This window comes from Frankia sp. QA3 (genome assembly GCF_000262465.1).
GTDB lineage: Bacteria > Actinomycetota > Actinomycetes > Frankiales > Frankiaceae > Frankia.
Genome location: NZ_CM001489.1, coordinates 567,270 through 590,723, shown reverse-complemented (window position 1 = coordinate 590,723; position 23,454 = coordinate 567,270). Strand labels below are relative to the sequence as shown.

The window sequence follows — 23,454 nt, the reverse complement described above, 5'->3', positions numbered from 1 at the left end:
CACGTCATGCGTACGATCAGCGCGGTGGGCTAACTCAGGCGGCCGGCCTCGACACGGACGGTCCGGGGCAGGCGGGCGATGGTGGCCGGGCGGTGCGCGATCACGACCAGCGTCCGCCCCGACCGGAGGCGATCCACGGCGGTCTCCAGGCGCCCGGCCACCTCCGGGTCGAGGTCGGCGGTGGCCTCGTCGAGCAGCAGCACCGGCGGGTCGACCAGCGCGGCCCGCAGCAGCCCGACGATCTGCCGTTCGCCGGCGGACAGCCGCGCACCGCGCGCCCCCAGGTCCGCGTCCAGCCCCCCGGGCAGCCGGGCGACCCACTCGGTCAGGCCCAGCAGATCGACCGCCCGCGCCATCGCCGCCCGATCCGGCGTTCCCGGAGCGAGTGCCAGGTTCTCGGCCAGCGTGCCGGTGATGATGTGGACCTGCTGCGGGATGAGGACGATGCGCGACCGGACCTGCTCCGGCGACGCGGTCCGCAGATCGATCCCGCCGTAGCTCACCGTGCCCGCGTCCGGCGCGTAGAGCCCGGCCAGGAGTTTGGCCAGCGTGGTCTTGCCGGACCCGGTGACGCCGACCAGGCTCGCCCGGTCGCCGGCCGGGAAGGCGACCGAGACGTCGCGCACCACATCCGCCCCCTGCGCGTAGGCGTAGCGCAGGCGTTCGGCGACCAGGTCGCCCCGCGGCGGCAGATCGGGCGTCGATGCCGGCCGCGGGTCGGCCGGTGGCAACGCGTCGAGCAGGTCGACCAGCCGGGCGAGGCCGACCCGGGCGAGCTGGGCCTCGCCGGCGAGCCCGGACAGGGCGAGCATGCTTTCGAACAGGTTGCGCGTCGCGATCACGAACACGACGACGGTGCCGACGCTGAGCTGCCCCGCCCGCACCAGCCAGACGCTCAGGCCCAGCAGCACCGCCGTGGCCAGGCCCTCGATCAGCCCGAACAGTTCCAGCCGGCCCTGGACGGCCACGGCCCGGTCGTTCGCCGCCAGCAGCTCGTCGTTGTCGCGCCGGAACCGCCGGACCCACTCGTCGGGGCGTCCCGGCGCGACCAGCGCCTCCTGTGCGGTGAGCGACTCGGTGAAGGTCGCGGTCATCGCCGCGTCCGCCGCCGCCTGCCGGCCGAACGTCTCCGGTGAGGCCCGGTTGAACCAGGCCAACACGGCGATCGCCATCGGCAGGAACAGGGCGATGAGCAGCAGCGACAGCAGCCACGAGTACACCAGCAACATCACCGTCGTCAGCCCGACGGTGAGCGCGACGCCGAGCAGGTTGGGGAGCTGGTCGCGCAGGAACAGCGTCAGGTCGGCGATCTCACCGGTCGAACGGCGCAGCAGGTCGCCGGTGCGGTGGGCCTCGATGAAGCGCAGCGGGGCGCGGGCGAGACGTTCGACGACGAGGTCGCGCAGGCCGCGGATCGTCCGCTCGCCGGCCTCGGACAGCAGGACCTCGGACCAGCGCAGCAGGACCAGCCGGGCCAGGACCACCCCGACCAGCAGGGCGACGGCCCACCACAGCTGGGCCCGGTCGCCGGTGGTCACCGCGTCGACGCCCCAGCCGATGGCCGAGGCGACCGCCACCACCGCGGCCGTGCTGGCGACGCTGGCCAGCAGCGCGGCGGACATGATCGCCCGGTGCGGGCGCAGGTAGGGCCAGAAGCGCCGGAACACGCCCGCCGTCGACGGTTCCTCGGCCAGCACACGGATCTCAGCCACCGACGCCTCCCACTCCGACGGTCCGGTCATCGCCGGTGTTCTCGGCCGTGCCGCCGTCGGCGGCGGCCGGCCCGCCGGGCGCGTCCCGGTCGGCCGGCGCGCCGTCCGCCGCCAGCCGGATCACCCGGTCGGCGGCGGCCAGCACGGACGGGCGGTGCGAGATCACGAGGAGCGCGACCTCGGGCGCCCACGCACGCAGCCGGGCGAGGATGGTGGCCTCGGTCGCGGCGTCCACCGCCGCGGTGACGTCGTCGAGGATGAGGACGTCCGGCCGGCCGATCAGGCCGCGGGCCAGGGCCAGGCGTTGACCCTGGCCGCCGGACACCGTCGCGCCGCGCTCCCCCAACGCCGTGTCGTAACCGTCGGGCAGGCTCGCCACGAACTCGTCGACCGCGGCGACCTCGCACGCCGCGCGCAGCGCGGAGAGCTCGACCGCCCGACCGACGCGGAGGTTGTCCGCGACCGTCCCGGCCAGGATCAGTGGCCGCTGCGGCACCAGGCCGATCCGGCCGGCCAGCTCGACCCGGGCGACCCGCCGCAGGTCCACCCCGCCGAGGCTGACCGCGCCCGTGGCCGGGTCCTCCAGCCGGCACAGCAGGCGAGCGAGCGTCGTCTTGCCGCTGCCGGTCGGGCCGGTCACCGCGACGAACTCGCCGGGGGCGACGCGCAGGTCGACCGGGCCGAGCACCCGGCGGCCGTCGCGGACGGCCGTCACCCCCCGGGCCACCAACGCGCCGCCCGGCGGTGGGGTCTCGGCGTCCACCGGGTCGTCGTCGCTGACCGGCGTGTCGAGGATCTCGGCGATCCGGCCGGCCGCGACGAGGGCCTGGCCGCGCGAGGACAGCAGATCCACCGCGATCGTGACGGCCAACGTCAGGGTGGTCATCCACGAGGTGAAGGCGACCAGGCCGCCGACCGTGATGTCGCCGCGCAGGGCGGCCGTCCCCCCGATGGCGAGGCCCGCCGCGATCGCGAGCCGGGGGACGGCCGGCGGGACGGCCGACCAGGACGCCGAGATGCGCGCGGTGGCCATCGTGTGGTCGGTCAGCACCGCGCTGCGGTCGTGATGGCGGCGCACCAGCGCCGACTCACCGCCGAGGCCGCGCACCGCCGCGCTGGCCGAGAGCAGGTCGTCCACCGCGTCGGCCCGGGCGCCGAACGCCTCCGACAGGCTCGTGTTGGCCGCGTCGAACCGGCCGGGGAAGTACGCGTTGGCCAGCGCCACCAGCGGGATCGTCACGACCCCGATGACCAACAGCAGCGGGTCGAGCAGGGCGAACGCGGGCAGCACGACGACGACGGTCACCACGATCCGGACCCAGATGGCCAGGCTCTGCACCCACAGCCGGACCAGGTCGACGTCACGGGTGGCCCGCATCGCCAGGTCGCCGTGCCCGTAACGGGCGAGGGCGGGCCGGTCGAAGGCCGCCACCCGCTCGACGATCGACGCGCGCAGCCCGTGGGCGACGCGGCCCGCGGCCCGGCCCGACCACCACAGGCCGCCGATGCCCCCCAGCATGAACCCCACGGCGACCAGCACCGTGGGGACGACCCACGTGAGCGTGCCGTGCACCGAGCGTTCGGTGATGCCACGGTCGAGGGCGCGCTGGACGCACCACGGCAGGGCGAGCATCGCTCCCTGTTGGACGACCGTGGCCAGCGCGCCGAGGGTCAGCTCCCCCCGCTGCCCGCGCAACCGCGTCCACAGCAGCCGGCTGCCCGTCGAGCCGTTCACCATGGTCTCGGCGTGGATGCCCGGGCCTTCAGGCCGGGGAGGAAACGCCACCCCAGATCGTTCACCGGTGGACATCCCTTTCCGTTTTCTTTCGCGGTTCGCATCGGAGACCCACTTTTCGGAGGGGGGCGAGCATGAGGGTTTCCGGGTGGCGGCGGCGCGATCCGGTGATGTTCGGCGGGTCAATCACCAGTGGTCGCAGGTGCGGGTTCCCAAGGTGGGCTGGATGCGGTTCCGTCGCAGCCGTGCCGCGCCGGACGCAAAATCGTATCGGGTCACTCGGGATCGGGCGGGTCGCTGGTATGTGGCGTTCACCATCGTGCCCGCGCCGATGGCGGCGCCGGGTACGGGCGAGGTGGTCGGGGTGGACCGGGGGGTGGCCGTCTGCTCGGCGCTGAGCAGCGCGGAGCTGCGGATTCCGACCATGACCAGGTCGGCGCGGGGAATGGTCGCCAAGCCGGGACGCAACGCGCGGCAGAAGGCCGGGGTGAATCGGGTGATCCTCGCGGCCGGCCGGGGTCTGCTCGTGCAGCGGTTGGAGCAGCAGGCTTCCGGCCGGGTCGAGAGAATACCGGCGGCCTACCCCAGGCCGTGTTTTTCGGCCTGCGGGCGTGTGGCATCCGCGTCGCGTGCGAGCCAAGTGCGATTCCGGCGTGTCGCCCGCAGATTGCGGTGCAGCGCGGACGTCAACGCAGCCCGAAACATCGCCGCGGGACGCGCGGTGACAGCGCGGGGAGGCGCGGCGCCCACCGAGCCTGCGAACCGCGAATCTCAGCACTGCCCGCCCTCCCTTCTGGTGGATGTGTAGGAGCCTTCTGGTGGGTGTGTAGGAGTTGGAATCCCCCGCCGTCGGTGGGGGAGGACGTCAAGCACCGTCCTGACCGAATCGGGCCCGCGTCGTCCGAACAGATCGCCCGGGCTGGCGAGCCTCGGGGTCGGGGCGGCGGAGCAGAAGCCCGCGGTCCGTGCGGTCGGCGACAGCGGGCGGCGGCCTTCCACCCAAAATTTAGGTATAGCTAACCTAATTTGACGAACACCGTCAACCCATGTGCAGGCGCGGCTCCGCTGCGCGAACCGACCCGTCGCGCGCTCCGGCCCCGGCGTCGTGTCCGGTCCCGCGGGCTGGTCCGGCCCCCGCGACCTGGTCCGGCCCCGCCGGCGCATCCCCGCCGTGCACCCGGCGGGGCCGCCGCCGCAGCGGGATGACCAGCGGCGTACCGGACTCCGGATCGGTGATGACCCGGCAGGCCAGCCCGAAGACCTCCTCGACCAGGGCGGCGGTGACGATCTCGGCCGGCGGCCCCTGGGCGACGATCCGCCCGTCCCGCATCGCCACCAGGTGCCCGGCGTACCGGCTGGCCTGGTTGAGGTCGTGCAGCACCGCGACCAGCGTGTGCCCGCCCTCGGCGAGCAGCTCGGCGCACAGGTCCAGCACCTCGACCTGATGGGCGATGTCGAGGAAGGTCGTCGGCTCGTCGAGCAGCAGGATCGGCGTCCGCTGGGCCAGCACCATCGCGAGCCAGACCCGTTGTCGCTGGCCGCCGGACAGCTCGTCGACCAGCCGGTCGGCCAGGTCGGCGACACCGGTGCGCTCCATCACCTCGGCGACCACCAGCTCGTCCGCGCGGGACCACTGGCGCAGCAGCCGCTGGTGCGGGTACCGGCCGCGGGCGACCAGGTCGGCCACGGTGATGCCGGCCGGCGCGGTCGCCGACTGGGCGAGCAGGCCGAGCCGGCGCGCGACCTCCTTCGTCGGATAGGACGAGATCAGCGCGCCGTCGAGGTGGACCTCGCCGGACTTCGGCCGCAGCAGGCGGACCAGCGCGCGCAGCAGCGTCGACTTGCCGCAGGCGTTGGGGCCGACGATGACGGTGAACGCCCCGTCCGGAATCTCGATCCCGAGCTCGCGGGCCACCACCCGCTGGTCGTAGGCCAAAGTAAGGTTGTTCGCGCTCAGCCGCGCCATGCCTCGCCCTCCGTTCGCCGACCTGGGTCGGCCCCCCGCCGGCCGGCGCGCGCCGCCCGCGCCGTCATGCCCGCCGCCGCTGCCGAAGCAGCAGCACGGCGAGGTACACCCCGCCGACGGCGCCGGTGGCCACCCCGACCGGCAACTGGACGGGGGCGAACAGGCGCTGGGCCGCCAGGTCGCTGACGGCGACCAGCGCGGCTCCCGCGAGCGCGGTCGACACCAGCGGCGGCGCCGCCGCGGCGGTGAGCCAGCGGGCCAGCGGCGGCGCGGTGAGCGCGACGAACCCGACCGGTCCGGCGGCGGCCGTCGCCGTGGCGGCCAGCGCCGCTCCCACCGCGATCAGCGTGACCCGGCTGCGCTCGACGTCGACGCCGAGCGTCTGCGCGGTGTCCCGGCCCATCTCCAGGTAGGCCAGCCGCCGGCCCTGGTACAGGGCGACCGGCACCAGGATCACCAGGGCGACGGCCAGCGGCCAGACATGTTCCCAGCCCCGGCTGTTCAGGCTGCCGATCAGCCACACCTGCGCGGCCACCGCGTCGGCGAGGGTCGCCCGGGTGATCAGATAGGAGTTGACCGAGGTGAGCAGCGCGCCGACCGCGATCCCGATGAGGATCAGGCGCGGCCCGGCCAGCCCGCGTCGGTGGGACAGCCCGTAGACCAGCGCGCCGGTGAGCAGGCCGCCGACCACCGCGCCCAGCGACGCCTGCGCCGCGTTTCCACGCAGTACCAGCAGGACGACGAGCGCTCCGGTGGCCGAGCCGGTGGTGAATCCGAGGATGTCCGGGCTGCCGAGCAGGTTGTTCGACACGCTCTGGAAGATCGATCCGCTGAGCGCCAGCCCGGCGCCGACCAGCAGGCCGGTCACCAGGCGGGGCAGCCGCAGGGAGTTGACGACGAAGTCCGTCCCGCCGTCGGCGTGCCCGAGAAGGGCGCGGACCACGTCCCCGACCGGGATCGGGTAGTCGCCCGTGGTCAACGCCGCTATGCCGGCGGCCACGATCACCACGCCGAGCCCGGCGCTGACCATGACGGCGCGCGGCGAGATCCGCAACGACACGGCGTCGTCGCCGAACCGCCGGACCCGGTAGCGACCGGATGGCCGGCGCGGGTCGCCGGCCGGCGCGACGCCGTCGGGCACGACACCGTCGGGCACGAGGCCGTCGAGCACGGGCCCCGTCACGGCCGGGCCAGGCGGGCACGGCGGCACAGCGCGATGAAGACCGGAGCTCCGACGAAGGCCGTGACGATCCCGACCCGCAGCTCGCCCGGCGCGATGATCACCCGCCCGACCAGGTCCGCCCCGATCAGCAGGATCGCGGCGAGCAGGGCGGAGTACGGCAGGACCCAGCGGTGGTCCGGCCCGGCGATCACCCGCGCCACGTGCGGGACGGCCAGGCCGACGAAGGTGATCGGCCCGGCGGCGGCGGTCGCCGCCCCGCACAGCAGGATCACGGCGAGCGCGCCGGACGCCCGTGCCCGGTTCAGGTGGACCCCCAGCCCCCGCGCGGCCTCCTCGCCGAGGGCGAGCGCGTTCAACGAGCGGGCGAGGCTGACCGCCAGCAGGATGCCGACCACGATGAACGGCGCGGTGGCCGTGAGGGCGTCGGCGCCCGGCGCGGCCAGGGAGCCGACGTCCCAGAACCGGACCCGGTCGAACGTCCTGGTGTCGAGCAGCAGGGCGGCGTTGACGAACGCGCCGAGCAGCGCGGTTGCCGCCGCACCCGCCACCACCAGGCTGGCCGGTGTCGCGGCACCGCGTCCGGCCGAACCGATCACGAAAACGGCGACCGAGGTGACCCCGGCGCCCACGAAGGCGAACCACACGTAGCCGGCCGGGCTCGTCACCCCGAAGGCCGAGATTCCCACGACCACGGCGGCGGAGGCACCGATGTTGACGCCGAGCAGTCCGGGCTCGGCCAGGTCGTTGCGGGTCAGCGCCTGGGTGAGCGCGCCGGCCACCCCCAGCGCGGCGCCGACGGTCAGGCCGAGCAGGGTCCGGGGAATCCGCAGGTCGTGCACGATCAGGGCGGCCGACGATCCGTCGTCGTGCCACAGAACCCGCCAGACCACGGTGAACGGCAGGTGGTTGGCCCCCACCCAGAAGCTGAGCAGGCACATCCCGGCCAGCGCGAGCAGCGCCGCCATCAGGCCCGACAGGCGGACGCGCCCCGAGTGCCGGCCGCGTGGGCCGATCCGGACCGGCGCCACGGCGTGCGCCGTCCCAGCGGCGGCCAGGGCCAGCTCGGGCGGCCCGTCCTCCGCCACAGTTCGCACCGAACACCTCACAATCCGCTACTAGATGAGGATAGGTTAACTTTAATGAGCCGGGACGCTAGCCGGGATACGGCCATTGCGTCCAGAGCCCGCCCGGCAACCAACCGCGTCAGCCGGCGGCCGTAGATCATCCACTCCACCCGGCGGCGATCCGCGGTGACCGGCAGCCAGGGCGCCGCCGCGCATCCGGCGGCACGCGCTTGACACGCCGCGACGACACCCAGAAGATAGGTTAAGTTAACCTTAAATAGACCGAGCGTGCAATTTTTGTTACTAACGGTTAAATCGGCGCACTCGGGAACCGGAGGATCGGCTGTGGCAAGACGTCCGGCGTCCGCGGACATCGGCATTCTGGACATCGTCGGAGTCGGTTTCGGTCCTTCGAACCTGGCTCTGGCGATCGCCGCCAGGGAATACAACGCGAGCGTCTCCCCCGCGGCAGCGCTGCGCGTGTCGTTTCTGGAGCGGCAACCCCACTTCGGCTGGCACCGCGGCATGCTTCTCGAGGGTGCCACCATGCAGGTCTGCTATCTCAAGGACCTGGTGACGCTGCGCAATCCGGCCAGCGACTTCAGCTATGTTTCCTTCCTGCACGAACAGGACCGGCTGGTCGACTTCATCAACCACAAGACCATGTTCCCGCTGCGCCAGGAATTCCACGACTACCTGGAATGGGCCGCCCACCGGGTCGGCGACGTGGTCGAGTACGACACGCGGGTGGTCGAGCTGCGGCCGGTCCTGGTCGACGGTGAGATCGCGCTGATCGACGTCGTCGGCGTCCGCGGCGACACCGGCGAGACGGTCGTCCGCCGAGCCCGCAACGTCGTCATCGCCGTCGGGCTCGAGCCGAGCCTGCCGCCCGGCATCGAACTGGGCGAACGGGTCTGGCACAACCACGACCTGCTGAGCCGGGTGGCCGACATGCCCACCGCGGTGCGCCATCGGTTCGTCGTCGTGGGCGCCGGTCAGAGCGCGGCCGAGGTCACCGAGTTCCTGCACACCCGGTATCCGCGGGCAGAGGTGATGGCCGTCTTCGCCCGGTACGGATACAGCCCGGCGGACAACAGCGCGTTCGCGAACCAGATATTCGACCCGGCCGCCGTCGACGACTTCTACGCCGCGCCGCCCCCGGTGAAGGAGATGCTCAACGCCTATCACCGGAGCACGAACTACTCGGTGGTCGACATCGACCTCATCGACGAGCTGTACCGCCGCGTGTACCAGGAGAAGGTGCACGGCCGGGAACGGCTGCGCATCATGCGTGCCTCCCGGCTGGTGGACCTGCGCCGGCTCGACGACGGCGTCGCCGCCGACGTCGAGTTCATGCCGACCGGGCAGCGCGAGACCATCGAGGCCGACGTCATCGTCTTCGCCACCGGATATCGGTCCCGGGACACCCGGCAGATTCTCGGGGCCATGGCCGAGCACTGCCTGGACGACCCGGCCGGCCGCCCGCTGCTCGGCCGCGACTACCGGCTGATGACCGGCCCGAACTCCAGCGCCGACCTGTACGTGCTCGGCGCCACCGAGCACTCGCACGGGATCTCCTCGACGCTGCTGTCCAACGTCGCGGTCCGGGCCGGCGAACTGCTGCGCTCGGTGGCCGGCCGCGGCGGCGCCGCGCGCACGGACGGAGCCGGGTCCGGACGCGACGGCGAGCTCGGCGAGCTGGCGTCGCGCTGACCACCCGGCCGGACCGGTCCCCGCCCCGCGGGAATCCCCGCGGGAATCCCCGCGGGATCGAGCGAGCAAGGAGCAGCGACATGCGTGTCGTCATGTTCGGTTACCAGACCTGGGGTCACCGCACCCTGCGGGCACTCCTCCACTCGGAACACGAGGTCACGCTGGTCGTGACCCACCCCGCGAGCGAGCACGCGTACGAGCGGATCTGGGCCGACTCGGTGGCCGACCTCGCGGCCGAGTACGGCGTCCCCGTCGCGTTGCGCAACCGGCCCGACGACGAGGACCTGATGACGTTGCTCAAGGCAGCCGATCCGGACGTCATCGTGGCCACGAACTGGCGCACCTGGATCCCGCCTCGGATCTTCGAACTCCCCCGCCATGGCACGCTCAACATCCACGACTCACTGCTGCCGGCCTATGCCGGCTTCTCGCCGCTCATCTGGGCGCTGATCAACGGTGAGCCGGAGGTCGGCGTCACCGCGCACATGATGGACGCCACGCTGGACGCGGGCGACATCGTCCTGCAACGCCGGGTGCCGGTCGGCCCCCGGGACACGGCCACCGACCTGTTCCATCGGACGCTGGAGCTGTTCGGGCCGATCACCGTCGAGGGCCTCGCACTCATCGCCTCGGGCCGCACCGACTGGACGCCCCAGGACCGGTCCGGGGCCAGTTTCTTCCACAAGCGCTCGGCCGAGGACAGCCTGATCGACTGGAACTGGTCGGCCGAGGAGCTCGACCGGCTCGTGCGGGCCCAGTCCGATCCCTACCCCAACGCCTACACCTACTGCCGGGGCGAACGGGTGCGGGTCCTGTCGGCCCGGGTCTCCGACGGCCGCTACGGCGGGACCCCGGGCCGGATCTTCTACCGCGAGGGCGACGGGGTCGTGATCGTCGCCGGCGCCGACGCCCGGCGCGGGCGCAACCACGGGCTGGCCATCACCCGGGTCCGCCTCGACGACGACACCGAGCTCCCGGCCCTCGACTACTTCACCTCCATGGGCGGCTACCTCACTCGCCAGCCATAGCCCCCACACCCCGACGTCCGCCCGGAGCGCGGACGCACCGGCGCCGCCGCGGCCCGCAGCACCGGCACCGGCTCCAGCACCGGCTCCAGCACCGGCACCGGGCGGGCGGGCGGGCGGGCGGGGAGGTGGTCACGCCCACGGAGGTGAGACACAGCCTCGCCGCGACGGCACGGCACGGCAGATTTCTGCCGGCTGTTCCTGACCCCTCGAGTTTCGCCCGACGGTCCGTCCGTGACGCCCGTGAGCGCTGGGACGTCGCGGACGGCCGCCGGCCGGGGTCCGGGTGGTGGACCTGAGCCCGGGTCGAGCTCTGGCTACCCCGCCGCGATCTGCGTGGTGGTCTTCAGGTCCGCGCTGACGAGGTACTTCACCGTCGCGTTGGCCTTGGTACCGACCACCAGATAGGACCCGTCGGAGTTCTTCTGCACGCTGGTGACCACGACCGACGAATCCTTGACCTTGACCGCCGCGTTCACCTTCGCCAGCTCGCCCGCCGACAGCGAGGTGTTCACCGCGGTGGACAGTCCACTCGTGCCGCTCGTCCCGGCCTGGGCCGAGGCGGACAACCCGGTGCTCGCGTTTGCCATCGTCGCGCCGCCGAAGACAAGTCCCGTGGCGGCGGCGATGGTCGTGAAGACGAGGCCGATCTTCTTGGTAGGCACGTTCATGGCTCCCTTCGCGCGGGACGGGCCGATAGCCGGCCCGACCTGTCCTCTTTCAAGAATCGACAACCCTCATGTTTACCGCTGGACGATCCCGTGCGCAGTCCCGGGAAATCCAGTCGCGCACTCACGAGCTTTCTTGTTTCCCAGTCGGGCATGGCGGGCTTGTCCCGACACACGCTATCGCGGGCTGGCCGTAAGAAGGTCCGGCCAGGCTGTTGCAAGAACGATAGTTTGAAGCAGCATCGGGTTTATGCCCAGGTCGAGGAGGGTGACGTTGCCAGGCTCACAGAACACGTACCCGACCACTGTGGCGGCGCTAACGTGTGACGCCGTCCCGGGGGCGTTTGATACCGCGCACCCCACGTTTCCGGATTCGGCTACGACCTCAAGCGGTCAGACCCGCGGACGCCGGGGACATGCCCTCGGCCGCCGCTATCTCGGCGAGCCGGTCGCGCACCTCGGGCGCCCCCTACGGCATGTTCGAACCGAACGCGGCACCGAGGCTCTGCACACAGTCGGGCGCCTTCGCCGTGGAGACCACGAGGCAGCCGCAGGCACTCAGTGGCGGGTCGAGCCGGAGGACCGACGCCTTCGCGGTCCCGGCGTCGAGGCCGGCGGCGGAGCCGGCGTCAGCGTAGATCAGCGCCCAGGTGGGCGGTCCGTTCCCGATCTCGACGAGGGTGTCCGCCGGGTCGCGGGCCGGGCGGCCCAGGCGTGGTTCGAAGCCCTCGGCCCGACACGCCCCGAGGGCGAAGTCATGGAACAGCGGATCCCAGGCCCGCGCGGGAATGCGCAGCGGTAGATCCGCCAGGTCGCGCAGTCGTACCGCTGGTCGCCGGGCCAGCGGGTGCGACGCCGGCAGGGCCGCCACCACCGGCTCTGGCCACAGCCCAAGGATCCGCAGGCCCTCGCCCGCGGGGGCCGCACGCAGCAGTGCCATGTCCATCTCCCCTCGGGCGATGGCGGCAAGCTGCTCAAGGACGGGCATCGCAACCAGCTCCAGCTCCAGCTCGACGTCGAGTTCGCTGTTGGTCTGCCGCAGTATTTCCAATCCGCGTGCGAGTCGGGCACCGAGGCCCGGACTCATCCCGACCCGCAGGACGCGGGTCGGCGTCGCGGCCAGCTCCGCGGCGACCGCGGTGACCCGGTCCTCAGCAGCCACTGCAGCGGCGAGCTGCCGGTGTGCGCCCGGAAGCGACGGTCGAAGGTCCGCCGGCTCAGGTACACGTGATCGGCCATCTCGTGGACGTCAAGCTCGGCGTCGCCCAGCCGGTCCAGCGCGAACACGATCGCGGCCGCGACCGGACTCCCCTCGGCGACGGGCGGCACCGGTCGTTCGATGTACTGGGACTGACCGCCCGTGCGGTGCGGCGCGACGACGAGGCAGCGCGCGACCGCGTTCGCGGCGTCGGATCCGCGGGCCCGACGCAGCAGGTGCAGGCACGCGTCGATTCCCGCGGCGCTGCCCGCGCTGGTGACGATGTCGCCCTCGTCGACGTAGAGCACGTCCGGATCGACCGTGGCGAGCGGGTGGTCGGCGGCGAGCTGGGAAGCGAACCGCCAGTGGGTGGTGACCCGCCGTCCGTCGAGCAGACCGGCCCCGGCCAGGACGAACGCGCCGAGGCACAGACCGACGACGGTGGCACCGTCGTCGTACGCCGCCGCGAGCGCCGCGAGCAGCGCCTGCGGTGGCGGCGCGCGCCGGGCGGCCGCCAGCCCGGCACGATCACCGTCCCGGCCGCGTCGAGTGCGTCGAGGCGGTGCGGCGGGTCGACGAGTATCCCGGCCGAGGTGGTGAGCGGGCCCGGCTCGGCGGCGACCGCCAGCACCGTGTGCGCCGGTACCTCGGGGTGGACGGGGCCGAACACCCGGGCCGGGACCGATGCCTCGAACATCGGCAGGTCCTGCCCGAACACGACGGCGACGGTGTCGCGGTCCCGCACCATCCTCGCTCCCCTCGGGCGCCGGCCGCGGTGATCGTCGCAGGCCGCCGTCCGGTGGCTTGAATCTATCGAAGGGTGGCTTTCACGTCACTCTCGTCCCGACCGCACGTCGGGGACGCTGTTCTCCGTCGGCCGAGCCGGCCTGCCGGAAGCGGCCGGGCGCCCAGGCAGGGAACAGGAGGGAGCCACCGATGGTCAACCGCGCACTGGTCGTCATCGACGTCCAGCGGGAGTACGAGACCGGAGCGCTACCGATCAGCTACCCGCCGCTCGCGGGATCACTGGCCTCGATCGGCCGGGCGATGGCGGCCGCCCACCGCGACGGCGTGCCGATCGCCGTGATCCAGCAGGACGCCCCCGCCACGTCCCCGATCTTCGCCGTCGGGACCACCGGTTGGCAGCTTCATCCCACGGTCGCGGACCGCCCCCGCGATGCGCTGTTCCACAAGCGGCTGCCCGGGGCGTTCACCGACACCGGGCTGGAGGCGTGGCTGCGCGAGCGCGCGATCGACACCGTCACGCTGGTCGGCTACATGACGCAGCACTGCGTGGACACCACCGCACGGCAGGCCTCGCACGCCGGGTTCGCCGTCGAGGTCCTCGCCGACGCGACCGGCACGCTGGACTACCGCAACGAGGTGGGCACGGTGGACGCGCGCAGCCTGCACACCACCGTCCTCACGGTCCTCCACACCGGGTTCGCCGCCGTCGCCACCACGGACGCCTGGCTCGCCGCGTTGGCCGCCGACCGCCGCCTGCCCGCCGGTTCGGTTCCGTCGTCCACCGCAGTCGCCTCCCCCACCTGACCCGGCCGCCGGCCGGTGTTCGCCGCTACCCGCCGCGCTCGCCCCGGGCGCGGCGGCGGCCGAGATCGATCGGCCCGGCCCGGCCCGGCCCGACCCGGCTCGGCTCGGCTCGGCCGGTTGGAAATCATCTTGTGTATCCCCTGCCGGTCGAGTCGGAAAATGACGTCGCCGTCTTCCTGGAACGGCACGCCGCCCTCCCCCGCAGCCCTCCACCGCCGACCTCCACCGTCCACGGAGTCAGGCGCCCAGCCCGCTCTCAGACGGGCACCGCGACATTCAGGCGTTCCTGGGCGGCCGCGACAGAAAGGCGTTTGTCGTAGCTGACGAAGACCAGCGACGGCGCACCGAGCCGGAGGGCCGTCGCGAGATGAAGAGCGCCCAGCGACCGCAGCAAAGGATCTGACAGGGCCGCAGCGGCGGCGATGACGGGCTCGTCGATGGGCACGAGAGTGACGCGAGCCAGGACGCCGGGAACCCGGGGAAGCGCGGCGGGGTCGCTGCGGCGCAGTGCGCGGGTCACCTCCAGCATGCCAAGTGCAGATGACACCGAGAGGCCCGGCCGGGCGGCCAGCCAGGATCGCAGCGCGCGCGTCTCCAACTCTGGATGGATCAGCTTCACCAATGCGCTGGAATCCAGATAGATCACGCAGACTCCGCACGCAGGTCCGCGACGACGTCCGTGGAATCGCGCCCGTCCCAGGCGCCGGTGGGAGCCGGCTCGGGGAGATCGGCCAAGCTCTCCGCGGCGACGGTGACGCGCCCCTGCGCGACCAGTTGGTCCAGGTAGTCGCTGCCGGTCCGGGTCAGCTCCGGCACGAGCCTCGCCCATGGCCGCCCGTTGCGAGTGATGATGATCGACTCCCCCGCGTGGGCACGATCAACCCAGGTACCCACGGCATGGCTGAGATCACGCCTACTGACGGTAGCCATAAGCAGAATCGCGCCGGCTCCCGGTCGACGGGCCACGTCACCGTCACGGGGCGGCTCGGGTCGAAGCCGGTTCCGCGGGACACCATGATCGCCTGCCGGTGTAGCGCAGGCACTTCCAGATCAGCCCGGTGATGACGGTGTCGGCGCCCGGACCGCGCCGGTCACCATCGATCGCGCCGACCGTCGCCCGGATTCCGCGCTGGCTGTGAGATGAACAGCCGCTTCGCGGCCCCCGTGAAGTGCAGTTCTTCGACGTCCACGTGTTCGGCCCGACGGCGGGCTGACCCTGACCAGCCGTAGTGATCAGGAGCGCCCGGCCACTACCTTGCCTATCGCGACCCGACGGACGGCAGCCTCACCGCCCTGGCGGTCCACGGTTTCGCCGAGGAGCTCGACGTCCATCGGGAGGAGGACGAGCTACGCGCCGAACACTCGTTCTTTCTCTTCGGCATCCCTTTCCTCGTCCTCCATTACCGCCTCACCCGCAAACACCCGACCCCGGGGTGAGACCCCGTCCCCTCTCCAAACGTCAGTTGCCGTACCGGGGCCCCGGCCGCGGGCCCCGGTACGGCCCGGGGCTAGCCGGCCGCGATCTGCGTGACGGTCTTCAGGTCCGCGCTGATGATGTACCTCACCGTGACGCCGGCCCTGGTACCGACCACAAGGTAGGACCCATCGGAGTTCTTCACCACGCTGGTGACCACGACCGACGCATCCTTGGCCTTGAGGGCCGCGGTCACCTTCGCCAGCTCACCCGCCGACAGCGACGTGTTCACCGACGTGGCCAGCCCACTCGCACCGTTTCCTCCCGTCCCCGCCTGGACGCCGGCGGACAGTCCCGTGCTTGCGCTCGCCATCGTCGCACCGCCGAAAACAAGACCCGTGGCGGCGGCGATGGTCGTGAAGGCGAGGCCGATCTTCTTAGCAGGCATTCTCATGGCTCCCCTTCGCGCGGGGCGGGCCGACAGCCGGCCCGCCCAGTCCTATTCACATTCATTCGACAACCCGCCCACTTACCCCTGGTCGACCCCGTGCGTAGTTCCGGGAATTCCCATCGCGTACCCACGAGATTTTCCGTCTCCCAGTGGGACAGGACGAGTGCGTCGAGAAGGACGCTACCCACGGGCCGGCCGACAGCAGCTCCGGAAAGCCTGTCGTCAGGCCGATAGTTTGCGGGTTCCCCGGCTTTGGGCCAGGTCGAGGTAGGTGCCGTTGTCAGGCTCACACTCAGACGGGCACCGCAGCATTCGGGCATTCCCGTGCGACAGCGCCAGACAGGTGTTTCGCGCCCTACCCGTCGCCGTATGGGTCACGCAACGGTTGCGCAGCGTGCATGGACCGGACCGACGGCTCAGCCTGCGCGGCAACGCCCACCGCGACATGCCGCCGGGTCCGCCCGTGCCCGGCCTCCGCCGCGATCGCGAGCCGCCGCTCGACCAGCTGCGCCTGCAGGTGATGTGCCCGCAGGCAGAACCGCACCCAGCCGTGGGCACCCCGGCCCGGCCGAGAGCTTCCACCCGCACGACGGTGGGCGTGCCAGAATCCCCGTCCTGGAGCCGATCACACGACTCGACCACCAGCCCGGGCACGTCCTCCGCATCCGGCCCCGCACTCGCCGTCGATACCGAGGCGAGTGAGGATGTCGGCGGCGACGCCCTCGTTCTCGACCAGCAGCCCGAGCAGGAGGTGCCCGGAGCCGATGGTCGAAGAAGGATCGCTGACGCTGTACGTTCCCAGCAGACTGCTCGACGGTCTCGGCATCACTCAGAAAACCGTCGGTGTCCTCTTTCTTCTCTGTCGGCTTCTTCTCGGTCGGCTTCTTCTCGGTCGATGCGGATGGCGTGCCGCCGCGACGACGAATGCGACAGGTGCCGGGCGAGCACGAGCACGGCGGCCTGCCCGCCTTGCACCGCAATACCGTCGCGGATCCGGCTCGGTCAGTAACAGCCGTGCAGACGCGGCGGGCAAGGACAGGTGTCCCCGCCGTACCGGCGGGATCGTCGTCGGAACCGTGCGAGCCAGGATCACGGTGAGGACGAGCGCCATCGCCGCCGCGACGACGTAGGGGGCGCGCCACCCCCACCACTCGCCGACGATCGCGCTCACGCCGACGGCGGAACCAGCCGGAACGTGCAGGCCCGCGGTCATGAGCGGGGGGAGCGCCTGCGGGAAGTAGACGTTGGCCACGCTGACGCCGCAGGCAAGGGCGAGGACCACGACCAGCCGGCGGCCCAGGACGGGGTGGTGCGGGTCCGGCTGACGGTGCGGGTCCGCGTCTGCGAGCAGCGCCACGGGCACCTCTCGACCGGGCACCCGGCGGTGGTGTTCGATGGGTACCTGCGGCAATCCGGCCAAGAAGGAGGCACTACGCGGCAGGATCTACGTGTGACGTTGGGCCACCATCCGGCCCCTCGCCCCGCCGAACCGAAACGGCGGGATGTGGCTAGGACGTCGACATCGATCCGCACCGGACGGAGAGCCGCAATGTCCTGGCCCGCTGGCCCCCGTCTGCTGGTCGCCCCGCTCCTCCTTGTCTTGCTCGGCGTGGTTGGCTGCGGGGGCGGGCAGCCCACCGCCGCTCCGCCGCCGGAGACTGCCCGCGCCGCATCCGTGAGGTGCCCCGACCCGGTCATGAACGGTATCTTCGACTGGACGCGGCAGTACCGGACCATTGGCGAGCTGACCGCAAGTTCCGCCGCGGTCGTCCGGGTACGTGCCACGGACCGGGCCCAGGTCGTCGAGGTAGGCGGCCTCCCGTTCACGATCACCGACGTTGATGTCACCGAAACCATTCGCGGAGACGCCCCGAAGACCATCCGGATCAGGCAGCTCGGCGCCTCAGCCGCGCACGCCGGGAAGATCTCTGGTGGGAATTCTGCCCTCCGTGGAGGTATCGACCTCCTGCGCCCTGACTCCTCCTACTTCCTTTTCATCTCCGCGGTCGAGATCCCCGGGGAGGACACCACCAACCAATACGGAATCGTGCGCACGTTGACCGGTCTCTACGTCGAGGAATCCGGCCAGGCCTGCCACCTGGACCCGGAATCACCAGGCCTTCCGAAAGCGCTTCCGATCGACGACCTCAGAGACCAGGTAACCGGCTGATATCAGCCGCCGACGCGCATGGCCGGGCAGCCGCCAGCTCGCGCGAAAACCACTGCGAAGGCGCGGCCGGCTCAGCGGTGGTCGTGACGCGTGCCCGCGGCTCTGCGCGCCGTCACGCCGGCGGTCGGTCACTCGATTCCGGCGCTCGTTCCTCCGCGGGTACCTTCGGCGTGGGCAGAACGGCTACCTGGGTCTGGTGCAGGGTCGGGGTTTCCACCTGGTCCGCGACGGCCTGCGCGAGCTGGCCGTAGCCGAGCACGCCCTCGAAAAGGCGGTGGTCGAGCGGCGGTTCGACGAGAACATAGCCCGCCGCGTCGGCCGGGCCGTCGGCCTGCAACCCGGCCGGTGGGGTGACGACCAACCAGTCGAGTTCGGACGCGCGGCGGCGCAACGCGGGCAGTTCACGGGCGTGCGCCCGCGCGAACGGCAACAGCCACGGTGGAAAGACGTCGGAGTCGTCCATCACCATTCGCCCGTCGGCCATGGCCAGCGTGGCGAACAACCCGATCGTGATCAGCCGGGTGGCCGGCGACGTCCGCGCCGCGCCGACGACACCGGCGACGATATGTTCGTAGAATGCTTCGTCAAAACCCTCGAACGAGGGCGGCGGCGCCGAGAAGGGCGTCACCGCAACCACGATGATGTCGGCGTCACGCAGAACGTCGACGAGGTCGGCGCCGCGGGTGGCATCCGCCTCGGCCACTTCGACGCCAAGATCTCCCAGCGACCGGTGTCGACGGGCGTCTCGTACCACGCCGGTCACTCGATGTCCCCGGCTGACGAACTCCTGGCTGACGGCTCGTCCCGCGCGACCACCGGCACCGAGCACGACGACCCGCGCCGGCGCACTGGGCTGGAGTACCGCCTCGACGGGCTGTGTTCCTGTCATGGTGGCCAAGCTAAGGGGCGGTAGGCCGGTTACCGCAACGTGACCGGCTACCGTTGGCGGCGTGGAGAAGACGGCCGACGCCCCGACCTTCGACCCGGCCTGCCCGATGAGCGCCTTCCCGATCCAGATCGGCGACAAGTGGACCGCGATGGTCGTCCTGTGTCTCGAGGGCCGGCCACGGCGATTCACCGAGCTCAGGCAGATCCTCGGCTCGGTGAGCGCGAAGGTCCTGACCGACACCCTTCGCGCGATGGAACGTGACGGCCTGCTGAGCAGAAGCGTCTTCGACGAGAACCCGCCCCGGGTGGAGTACCGGCTGACTGCCCTCGGCCGGACGTTACTGCAGTTGGTCGAAGCGGCCCGGAGCTGGGCTCGGGACAATCTCGACGACCTCCTGTCGGCCCGCCGGCGGCACGACGCCATGCTTCTCCACGGCCACGGGAGCGTCGCTCGCCGCTGACACAGCCGACCGTGGTGAGGCTTCTCTGGTCTAGCCCGACCCGACGATCATGGGGTTCCGCGGAACCGCGCCACGCCGCGCGGCACGACCCCAACTCCAACGATCACGGTGTGTCCTCACCCCCACGCCTCGACGATCCGTCGACGGGTGTCCACAGCAGCGATGATGCGAGACCGTCCGCCGGCCGCCCCGCCCCCCAGTACGGCGACTGAGGCGACTGAGTAGCGTCGGCACCAAGGTCAAGGCTCGCGGCCACGGTGGCGCCGAGTTCCCAGCAGGCTTCGCGGTCGGCGGCGGACAGGTCACATGATCCCGAAGCCGTCCGTATGCAGGCACGGGGCCGGCCGAGGTCGCCTCCCGCACCGAACAGTAGATCGGGTCAACGCGTTGATCTGGTCGCAGAAGTAGCGAGAGGTCGGGTACGCCGCCGTGCAACCACACTGCATGTCCATGGGGTGGGCCGCCATGGCCGGACGGACCTGACCGGCAGCGGGTTGCGCCGTGCCGGTTCGGCCTTCGGATGTCGAGGATTGGCTATGTCCCCAGGTCGGACACGTGACGCGCGATTCCGCGGACGAAGTCCTCAAGGTCGTCGAGAGCTCTCAGGCGGGCGATGACAATGCCGTCGTCAACATCGACGTAGTCGTCGACAAGAATGTTCCTGAAGCCGACTGCCTTGCGCAGCGACTGCGCGAGCGCCGGAGCCAGCGCGCCATGATCACCGAGAAGACGGACGGCGTCGCCGTTGTCAGACGGTGGCCCCCAGCCCTCCGTCGCACAGATGTGCTGCGCGACGTCCACGCAGGCTTCGATCACGGTCACAAAGGTGTACTTGACGCCGCGCAACCAGATCGGGTCCGCGCGGCGCTCGTCGTTCGCCTCCGACTCGCGACGGAATACGGAAAGGTCGTCGGTGATCGCGCGGAGCAGCCGTAGCACTCGGGCTTCGTCGACCACCGGCTATGCGCTCCTGTCCAGCAGAGCCTGGGCGAACTCGCGGTGGGCGCGGGTGATCCGCGGGAGCTCGTCGAAGTAGATCTTTCTGGTCATCGCCTCCCAACGCACCCGAGCGGCCCGGTCGTCCTCGAAGAGCAGCCGGCCACCGGCCGCGACCCTGCCGGCGAGCTCAAGCGGGGCGTTGTCGAGAACCAGAAGATCGACGCCAGGTGGGAGGAGCACGTCGAAGGAGTTCGGAGGCCGTGTGCCGCCGAAGTAGGCGGCAATGTCGATGTCCGATTCCGCCCGCTGGTGCCCGGCTGCACGGCTGCCGTGCAGATAGGCGAACCGGGCGCCGACCTGACGTAGCGCGATCACAGCGTCGCGCATCGCCGTGGCGGCGACCATCTCGTCCATCCTCCGATCTTCGCAGACAGAACGGCCCTGCGGCCGTCGACCCTCGCCCGCGTCGCCGATCCGCGCCGGTCGTGATGGTCTCGACGCCCCGTACCGCGCCTGTCGTGTCGGAGTTCCCGTGAACGTACCGGGCATACGGCCGGCCGATCGTCGCCTCCAGACACGGGTAGTAGATCTAATCGCAGAACTTGCGGAAAGTCGGCTACGTCGTGCGGCTACGTAACGTGTCGGCGCCCTTGATCCCCTGGTCCCGCTCCTGGCCTGACCTCCGCCGCCGCACACCTCATCGACGAAGGCGCACGCCGGATGATCAAGCAGACACCGGAAGGCCTCTAGTAGGACTTTGTTGTGCGCCCAGCGAGACTGGAGGTGACGCCGTGTAGCGGCCGATCCGCCTTTCGTAAGCTCGTCGTCGCTTGCCGGTGTGACCAGCAGGCTTCCCGGGCGGCCGGGTCCAAGGCTCCGATGGCGGTGACCGGATCACGCAGCCGCTTCCAGCGCAAGCCGGTCGCGATCGACTCCACAGCGTGCACGGCTCCCGTCGTATCGTTATTCCCGTAAACGTACAAGGCGTACGGACGACCAACCGTAGCGTCAAGACACGGATAGTAGATCTGGTCGCAAAAATAACATCAACAAGGGTAGTCACGCGATCATGAGGCTGGCCGCCGCCGTGGCTCCCAGCTCCCAGGAGCCCGACTGTGACGTCGACGACACGCGCCGAACCTTAGGCAGGCACGTCACAGCACTCATCCATATCACCGTGAGTCGCTGCCCCTGGCCAGCCACTGTCACCGCGTCCTGGTGCTGGCCAGGCCGACATCGTGGCCCGAGAGCTGCGGCGGACGCCGCCGCAAGAGCTCGAACAGGCTTGCGAAACTCCGTCGGCGTGGCCCTGCGCGACGCCACGTTCGAGCAAGGCTCGGAGCGGACCGAGCACGTCGGCGTCGATGCCGAGATGCTCGCTGACGCGGGCCAGGCTCTCGACCGCGACCTGGTTCATGCCGACCGGCGAAACGCCGGCCGAATAGTCTCCGGACTCGATTTCGCGCGCCAGCTCGGGCATGTACTCGGTCATCCCGTGCAGCCACTGGGCGACCAGGGGCACGAAGCGGGACGGCGGGACGCCATTGGTGTCGAGCAGAGCGAGGCTGTGGAGGAACCCGGTGAGGGCGGCGTACCCGCTGCCGAGCACGGCGAAGTCCCACAGCTCCGCCGCCGCAGGATCGTCGCCGAGATAGTGGCTGGTCACCAGGGCGTCCTGTGTGTGCCGGTGACGCGGAATCCGTCAAGCTGTTTGAGGCAGGTTCTTCGGGAAATTAGCTGGTCTGTTGGTCGGTGTCCTGGTCGTCGGGTCGGTTGATCCACGCGGGCTTCGGGAGCTCGGGTGGGGTCGGGGGCCGGCGGACGAACCGCTCGGGGTGCGCCGCGTAGGCGGCGTCGAGCACGCCCGCACGGGCTTGGCGGACGGTGTCGGCCTGGCCGTGGTGCACGACCGACGGGGTGAGCAGGCCGATCCCGCTGTGGCGGTGATGGTTGTTGTAGTGCTCGAAGAACTCCCGGCACCAGGCCCGGGCCGCCTGCAAGGTCTCGAACGACGCCGGGAAGTCGGGCCGGTACTTCAACGTCTTAAAGTGAGCCTCCGAATACGGATTATCGTTGGAGACCCGCGGGCGGGAATGTGAGCGGGTGACCCCGAGATCCGCGAGGAGGAGCGCCACGGTCTTCGAGGTCATCGACGTGCCCCGGTCCGCGTGAATCGTGAGCTGCTCCGGGTTGACAGCCTGTTTCTCGCAGCTGCTCCGGAGGAGATCGTCGGCGAGCGCCGCGGATTCGGCGTCGGCGACCATCCACCCGACAATATAGCGGCTGCACACGTCGATGACGACGTACAGATAGTAGTAGGTCCATTTCTTCGGTCCCCGGAGCTTCGTGATATCCCACGACCAGACTGCGTTCGGCCTGTCGGCGACGAGTTCGGGTTTGACGTGGGCGGGATGGGTGGCCTGGCGGCGGCGTTCCCCGGTCTCGCCGTGCTCGGCCAGGATCCGGTACATCGTCCGAGGCGACGCCAGGTAGATCCCCTCGTCCAGCAGCGCAGCCCAGACCTGGTCCGGGGAGGCGTCCACGAACCGCTCCGAGTGCAGGAACTCCAGCACCCGGGCCCGCTCGGCGGCCGACAGGGCCGCGGGCTGGCGGCGCTGCTTGTGCGGGATCGGCACCGGTCTGGACGGCGCCGGGCTTTTCCGGTGCCGCCGGTAATGCGTCGCCCGCGCCCGGCCTACCGCCCGGCACGCCGCGACGGCCCCGACCTCAGGTATCAGCTGTTCGAGTGCTTCCTCGGTCAGCTGTTCGGCGCGTTCGGCGACGGCGGTTTCTCGTCGGGAGCGCCCTCGGAGAGCTTCTCCAAGAGCGCGGCAAGTTTTCCCTGCACATCGATCACGAACTGGGCCTTCGCCAGTTCCTTCTCCAGTTTCGCCTTTTCCGCACGGAGCTTCTCCAACTCCTTGTCCCGGTCATCGACCGGCGGGCGGCCCTTCGGTTTCGACAGGCCCGCCAACGCCCCCGCCTCACGGGCCTTACGCCACTCCACGATATGCGCCGAATACAGACTCTCCCGGCGCAGGATCGCACCCTTCTGCCCGTCCGGGGCCGCCTCGTACTCGGTCAGGATCCGCAACTTGTACGCCGCGGAGAACGACCGCCGCCGGGCCTTCGGCTCGACCTCCGGATCCGGCCGCCGGCCACCACCCTCACGCCCGTCCACCCGGACATCATCGACCAGGCCCCGCCCAGCCGTCACCGCCATCGTCACGATCTTCCTCTCCCCACCCGCCCTGGTAGCAAGATGATAGGCATCACCTGACTCATCTCATCTTGACGGATAGGGTTGGGGCAGGCG

The 23,454-nt window shown here is 71.0% G+C and carries 24 protein-coding genes and 3 pseudogenes; 9 read left to right on the top strand and 18 right to left on the bottom strand.

What is annotated here, in order from left to right; genetic code table 11:
* Positions 1–29: 29 nt before the first annotated feature.
* Positions 30–1,712 (bottom strand): ABC transporter ATP-binding protein, encoded by a 1,683-nt coding sequence (locus tag FRAQA3DRAFT_RS02450; protein ID WP_009737476.1) that lies wholly within the window; start codon positions 1,710–1,712, stop codon positions 30–32.
* Entirely contained in the window at positions 1,705–3,450 is a 1,746-nt protein-coding gene (locus tag FRAQA3DRAFT_RS02445) for an ABC transporter transmembrane domain-containing protein (protein WP_035921987.1), read from the bottom strand. Before FRAQA3DRAFT_RS02445 ends, FRAQA3DRAFT_RS02450 begins: the two co-directional genes overlap by 8 nt.
* A 64-nt stretch (positions 3,451–3,514) precedes the next feature.
* Between FRAQA3DRAFT_RS02445 and FRAQA3DRAFT_RS34450 the strand changes: the two genes are divergently transcribed.
* Positions 3,515–4,255, top strand: coding sequence for a hypothetical protein (locus FRAQA3DRAFT_RS34450; protein WP_157467015.1), 741 nt, complete (start codon positions 3,515–3,517; stop codon positions 4,253–4,255).
* Positions 4,256–4,486: 231 nt separating this feature from the next.
* Here FRAQA3DRAFT_RS34450 and FRAQA3DRAFT_RS02435 read toward each other — a convergent pair whose 3' ends face one another.
* The 3 genes from FRAQA3DRAFT_RS02435 to FRAQA3DRAFT_RS02425 all read right to left on the bottom strand — a co-directional run bounded on the left by FRAQA3DRAFT_RS02435 (position 4,487) and on the right by FRAQA3DRAFT_RS02425 (position 7,690).
* Entirely contained in the window at positions 4,487–5,413 is a 927-nt protein-coding gene (locus FRAQA3DRAFT_RS02435) for an ABC transporter ATP-binding protein (protein ID WP_009737474.1), read from the bottom strand.
* Positions 5,414–5,477: 64 nt separating this feature from the next.
* Positions 5,478–6,596, bottom strand: a complete 1,119-nt coding sequence (locus FRAQA3DRAFT_RS02430) for an iron chelate uptake ABC transporter family permease subunit (protein WP_009737473.1) — start codon at positions 6,594–6,596, stop codon at positions 5,478–5,480.
* Positions 6,593–7,690, bottom strand: a complete 1,098-nt coding sequence (locus tag FRAQA3DRAFT_RS02425) for an iron ABC transporter permease (protein ID WP_009737472.1) — start codon at positions 7,688–7,690, stop codon at positions 6,593–6,595. Before FRAQA3DRAFT_RS02425 ends, FRAQA3DRAFT_RS02430 begins: the two co-directional genes overlap by 4 nt.
* Before the next feature lie 315 nt (positions 7,691–8,005).
* Here FRAQA3DRAFT_RS02425 and FRAQA3DRAFT_RS02420 point away from each other — a divergent pair, with 315 nt between their 5' ends.
* Positions 8,006–9,373 (top strand): lysine N(6)-hydroxylase/L-ornithine N(5)-oxygenase family protein, encoded by a 1,368-nt coding sequence (locus FRAQA3DRAFT_RS02420; protein WP_009737471.1) that lies wholly within the window; start codon positions 8,006–8,008, stop codon positions 9,371–9,373.
* 80 nt (positions 9,374–9,453) lie between these two features.
* The gene (locus tag FRAQA3DRAFT_RS02415) at positions 9,454–10,401 is read left to right on the top strand and encodes a methionyl-tRNA formyltransferase (protein WP_009737470.1); all 948 of its coding nucleotides are present in this window, start codon (positions 9,454–9,456) and stop codon (positions 10,399–10,401) included.
* Positions 10,402–10,715: 314 nt separating this feature from the next.
* Here the strand turns inward: FRAQA3DRAFT_RS02415 and FRAQA3DRAFT_RS02410 are convergent, their stop codons facing one another.
* The 3 genes from FRAQA3DRAFT_RS02410 to FRAQA3DRAFT_RS02400 all read right to left on the bottom strand — a co-directional run bounded on the left by FRAQA3DRAFT_RS02410 (position 10,716) and on the right by FRAQA3DRAFT_RS02400 (position 12,746).
* Positions 10,716–11,069 (bottom strand): hypothetical protein, encoded by a 354-nt coding sequence (locus FRAQA3DRAFT_RS02410; RefSeq protein WP_009737469.1) that lies wholly within the window; start codon positions 11,067–11,069, stop codon positions 10,716–10,718.
* 466 nt (positions 11,070–11,535) lie between these two features.
* Positions 11,536–12,228 (bottom strand): LysR family substrate-binding domain-containing protein, encoded by a 693-nt coding sequence (locus tag FRAQA3DRAFT_RS02405; RefSeq protein WP_051054107.1) that lies wholly within the window; start codon positions 12,226–12,228, stop codon positions 11,536–11,538.
* Positions 12,150–12,746 (bottom strand): DJ-1/PfpI family protein, encoded by a 597-nt coding sequence (locus FRAQA3DRAFT_RS02400; RefSeq protein WP_232292080.1) that lies wholly within the window; start codon positions 12,744–12,746, stop codon positions 12,150–12,152. The genes FRAQA3DRAFT_RS02405 and FRAQA3DRAFT_RS02400 overlap by 79 nt, the downstream gene beginning before the upstream one ends.
* Between FRAQA3DRAFT_RS02400 and FRAQA3DRAFT_RS36565 the strand changes: the two genes are divergently transcribed.
* Positions 12,630–13,043 carry a hypothetical protein gene (locus FRAQA3DRAFT_RS36565; RefSeq protein WP_232291881.1) on the top strand — a complete coding sequence of 138 codons (414 nt, stop codon included), beginning with the start codon at positions 12,630–12,632 and terminating at the stop codon, positions 13,041–13,043. The genes FRAQA3DRAFT_RS02400 and FRAQA3DRAFT_RS36565 overlap by 117 nt on opposite strands.
* Before the next feature lie 157 nt (positions 13,044–13,200).
* A complete protein-coding gene (locus FRAQA3DRAFT_RS02395; protein WP_009737468.1) occupies positions 13,201–13,815 on the top strand; it encodes a cysteine hydrolase family protein in 615 nt (204 codons plus the stop codon).
* 256 nt (positions 13,816–14,071) lie between these two features.
* Here FRAQA3DRAFT_RS02395 and FRAQA3DRAFT_RS02390 read toward each other — a convergent pair whose 3' ends face one another.
* Both FRAQA3DRAFT_RS02390 and FRAQA3DRAFT_RS02385 read right to left on the bottom strand, forming a co-directional pair.
* Positions 14,072–14,461, bottom strand: a complete 390-nt coding sequence (locus tag FRAQA3DRAFT_RS02390; RefSeq protein WP_009737467.1) for a type II toxin-antitoxin system VapC family toxin — start codon at positions 14,459–14,461, stop codon at positions 14,072–14,074.
* A complete protein-coding gene (locus tag FRAQA3DRAFT_RS02385) occupies positions 14,458–14,745 on the bottom strand; it encodes a type II toxin-antitoxin system Phd/YefM family antitoxin (RefSeq protein ID WP_009737466.1) in 288 nt (95 codons plus the stop codon). The genes FRAQA3DRAFT_RS02390 and FRAQA3DRAFT_RS02385 overlap by 4 nt, the downstream gene beginning before the upstream one ends.
* A gap of 256 nt (positions 14,746–15,001) precedes the next feature.
* Here FRAQA3DRAFT_RS02385 and FRAQA3DRAFT_RS38350 point away from each other — a divergent pair.
* Positions 15,002–15,252 (top strand): annotated as a pseudogene (locus FRAQA3DRAFT_RS38350) (hypothetical protein); the annotation flags it as partial.
* Positions 15,253–15,323: 71 nt separating this feature from the next.
* Here the strand turns inward: FRAQA3DRAFT_RS38350 and FRAQA3DRAFT_RS02380 are convergent.
* Positions 15,324–15,683, bottom strand: a complete 360-nt coding sequence (locus tag FRAQA3DRAFT_RS02380; protein ID WP_232291880.1) for a hypothetical protein — start codon at positions 15,681–15,683, stop codon at positions 15,324–15,326.
* Between the two features lie 622 nt (positions 15,684–16,305).
* Positions 16,306–16,506 (bottom strand): Clp protease N-terminal domain-containing protein, encoded by a 201-nt coding sequence (locus FRAQA3DRAFT_RS02370; protein WP_035920509.1) that lies wholly within the window; start codon positions 16,504–16,506, stop codon positions 16,306–16,308.
* Between the two features lie 535 nt (positions 16,507–17,041).
* Between FRAQA3DRAFT_RS02370 and FRAQA3DRAFT_RS38345 the strand changes: the two are divergent.
* Both FRAQA3DRAFT_RS38345 and FRAQA3DRAFT_RS34440 read left to right on the top strand, forming a co-directional pair.
* Positions 17,042–17,134: pseudogene (locus FRAQA3DRAFT_RS38345) on the top strand (CGNR zinc finger domain-containing protein); the annotation flags it as partial.
* A gap of 95 nt (positions 17,135–17,229) precedes the next feature.
* On the top strand, positions 17,230–17,850 hold the full coding sequence (locus FRAQA3DRAFT_RS34440) for a hypothetical protein (protein WP_009737463.1): 621 nt from the start codon (positions 17,230–17,232) through the stop codon (positions 17,848–17,850).
* 112 nt (positions 17,851–17,962) lie between these two features.
* Here the strand turns inward: FRAQA3DRAFT_RS34440 and FRAQA3DRAFT_RS02360 are convergent, their stop codons facing one another.
* The gene (locus FRAQA3DRAFT_RS02360; RefSeq protein ID WP_232291879.1) at positions 17,963–18,739 is read right to left on the bottom strand and encodes an NAD(P)-dependent oxidoreductase; all 777 of its coding nucleotides are present in this window, start codon (positions 18,737–18,739) and stop codon (positions 17,963–17,965) included.
* 61 nt (positions 18,740–18,800) lie between these two features.
* On the opposite strand from FRAQA3DRAFT_RS02360, the gene FRAQA3DRAFT_RS02355 reads away from it, so the two are divergent.
* A complete protein-coding gene (locus FRAQA3DRAFT_RS02355; protein WP_009737461.1) occupies positions 18,801–19,199 on the top strand; it encodes a helix-turn-helix domain-containing protein in 399 nt (132 codons plus the stop codon).
* Between the two features lie 534 nt (positions 19,200–19,733).
* Here FRAQA3DRAFT_RS02355 and FRAQA3DRAFT_RS02350 read toward each other — a convergent pair.
* The 5 genes and pseudogenes from FRAQA3DRAFT_RS02350 to FRAQA3DRAFT_RS02335 all read right to left on the bottom strand — a co-directional run bounded on the left by FRAQA3DRAFT_RS02350 (position 19,734) and on the right by FRAQA3DRAFT_RS02335 (position 23,319).
* Positions 19,734–20,156: a DUF86 domain-containing protein gene (locus FRAQA3DRAFT_RS02350; RefSeq protein ID WP_009737460.1), complete on the bottom strand. Its 423-nt coding sequence runs from the start codon at positions 20,154–20,156 to the stop codon at positions 19,734–19,736.
* 3 nt (positions 20,157–20,159) lie between these two features.
* Positions 20,160–20,552: a nucleotidyltransferase domain-containing protein gene (locus FRAQA3DRAFT_RS02345; protein ID WP_051054105.1), complete on the bottom strand. Its 393-nt coding sequence runs from the start codon at positions 20,550–20,552 to the stop codon at positions 20,160–20,162.
* Positions 20,553–20,884: 332 nt separating this feature from the next.
* Positions 20,885–21,181: pseudogene (locus FRAQA3DRAFT_RS36560) on the bottom strand (hypothetical protein); the annotation flags it as partial.
* 98 nt (positions 21,182–21,279) lie between these two features.
* A complete protein-coding gene (locus FRAQA3DRAFT_RS02340; RefSeq protein ID WP_009737458.1) occupies positions 21,280–21,804 on the bottom strand; it encodes a hypothetical protein in 525 nt (174 codons plus the stop codon).
* A 67-nt stretch (positions 21,805–21,871) separates the two neighbouring features.
* Positions 21,872–23,319 (bottom strand): IS3 family transposase gene (locus FRAQA3DRAFT_RS02335; protein ID WP_369809438.1). Its coding sequence is split into 2 segments (ribosomal slippage): positions 21,872–22,930 and positions 22,933–23,319, totalling 1,446 coding nucleotides; the frame shifts between segments, so codons are not numbered across the junction.
* Positions 23,320–23,454 lie beyond the last annotated feature (135 nt).

Coding starts and splice junctions, on each gene's coding strand:
- FRAQA3DRAFT_RS02445 (WP_035921987.1), bottom strand. CDS start 3,450: ATGGTGAACGGCTCGACGGGCAGCCGGCTGCTGTGGACGCGGTTGCGC.
- FRAQA3DRAFT_RS02435 (WP_009737474.1), bottom strand. CDS start 5,413: ATGGCGCGGCTGAGCGCGAACAACCTTACTTTGGCCTACGACCAGCGG.
- FRAQA3DRAFT_RS02415 (WP_009737470.1), top strand. CDS start 9,454: ATGCGTGTCGTCATGTTCGGTTACCAGACCTGGGGTCACCGCACCCTG.
- FRAQA3DRAFT_RS02410 (WP_009737469.1), bottom strand. CDS start 11,069: ATGAACGTGCCTACCAAGAAGATCGGCCTCGTCTTCACGACCATCGCC.
- FRAQA3DRAFT_RS02395 (WP_009737468.1), top strand. CDS start 13,201: ATGGTCAACCGCGCACTGGTCGTCATCGACGTCCAGCGGGAGTACGAG.
- FRAQA3DRAFT_RS02385 (WP_009737466.1), bottom strand. CDS start 14,745: ATGGCTACCGTCAGTAGGCGTGATCTCAGCCATGCCGTGGGTACCTGG.
- FRAQA3DRAFT_RS02380 (WP_232291880.1), bottom strand. CDS start 15,683: ATGAGAATGCCTGCTAAGAAGATCGGCCTCGCCTTCACGACCATCGCC.
- FRAQA3DRAFT_RS02370 (WP_035920509.1), bottom strand. CDS start 16,506: ATGCCGAGACCGTCGAGCAGTCTGCTGGGAACGTACAGCGTCAGCGAT.
- FRAQA3DRAFT_RS34440 (WP_009737463.1), top strand. CDS start 17,230: ATGTCCTGGCCCGCTGGCCCCCGTCTGCTGGTCGCCCCGCTCCTCCTT.
- FRAQA3DRAFT_RS02360 (WP_232291879.1), bottom strand. CDS start 18,739: ATGACAGGAACACAGCCCGTCGAGGCGGTACTCCAGCCCAGTGCGCCG.
- FRAQA3DRAFT_RS02345 (WP_051054105.1), bottom strand. CDS start 20,552: ATGGACGAGATGGTCGCCGCCACGGCGATGCGCGACGCTGTGATCGCG.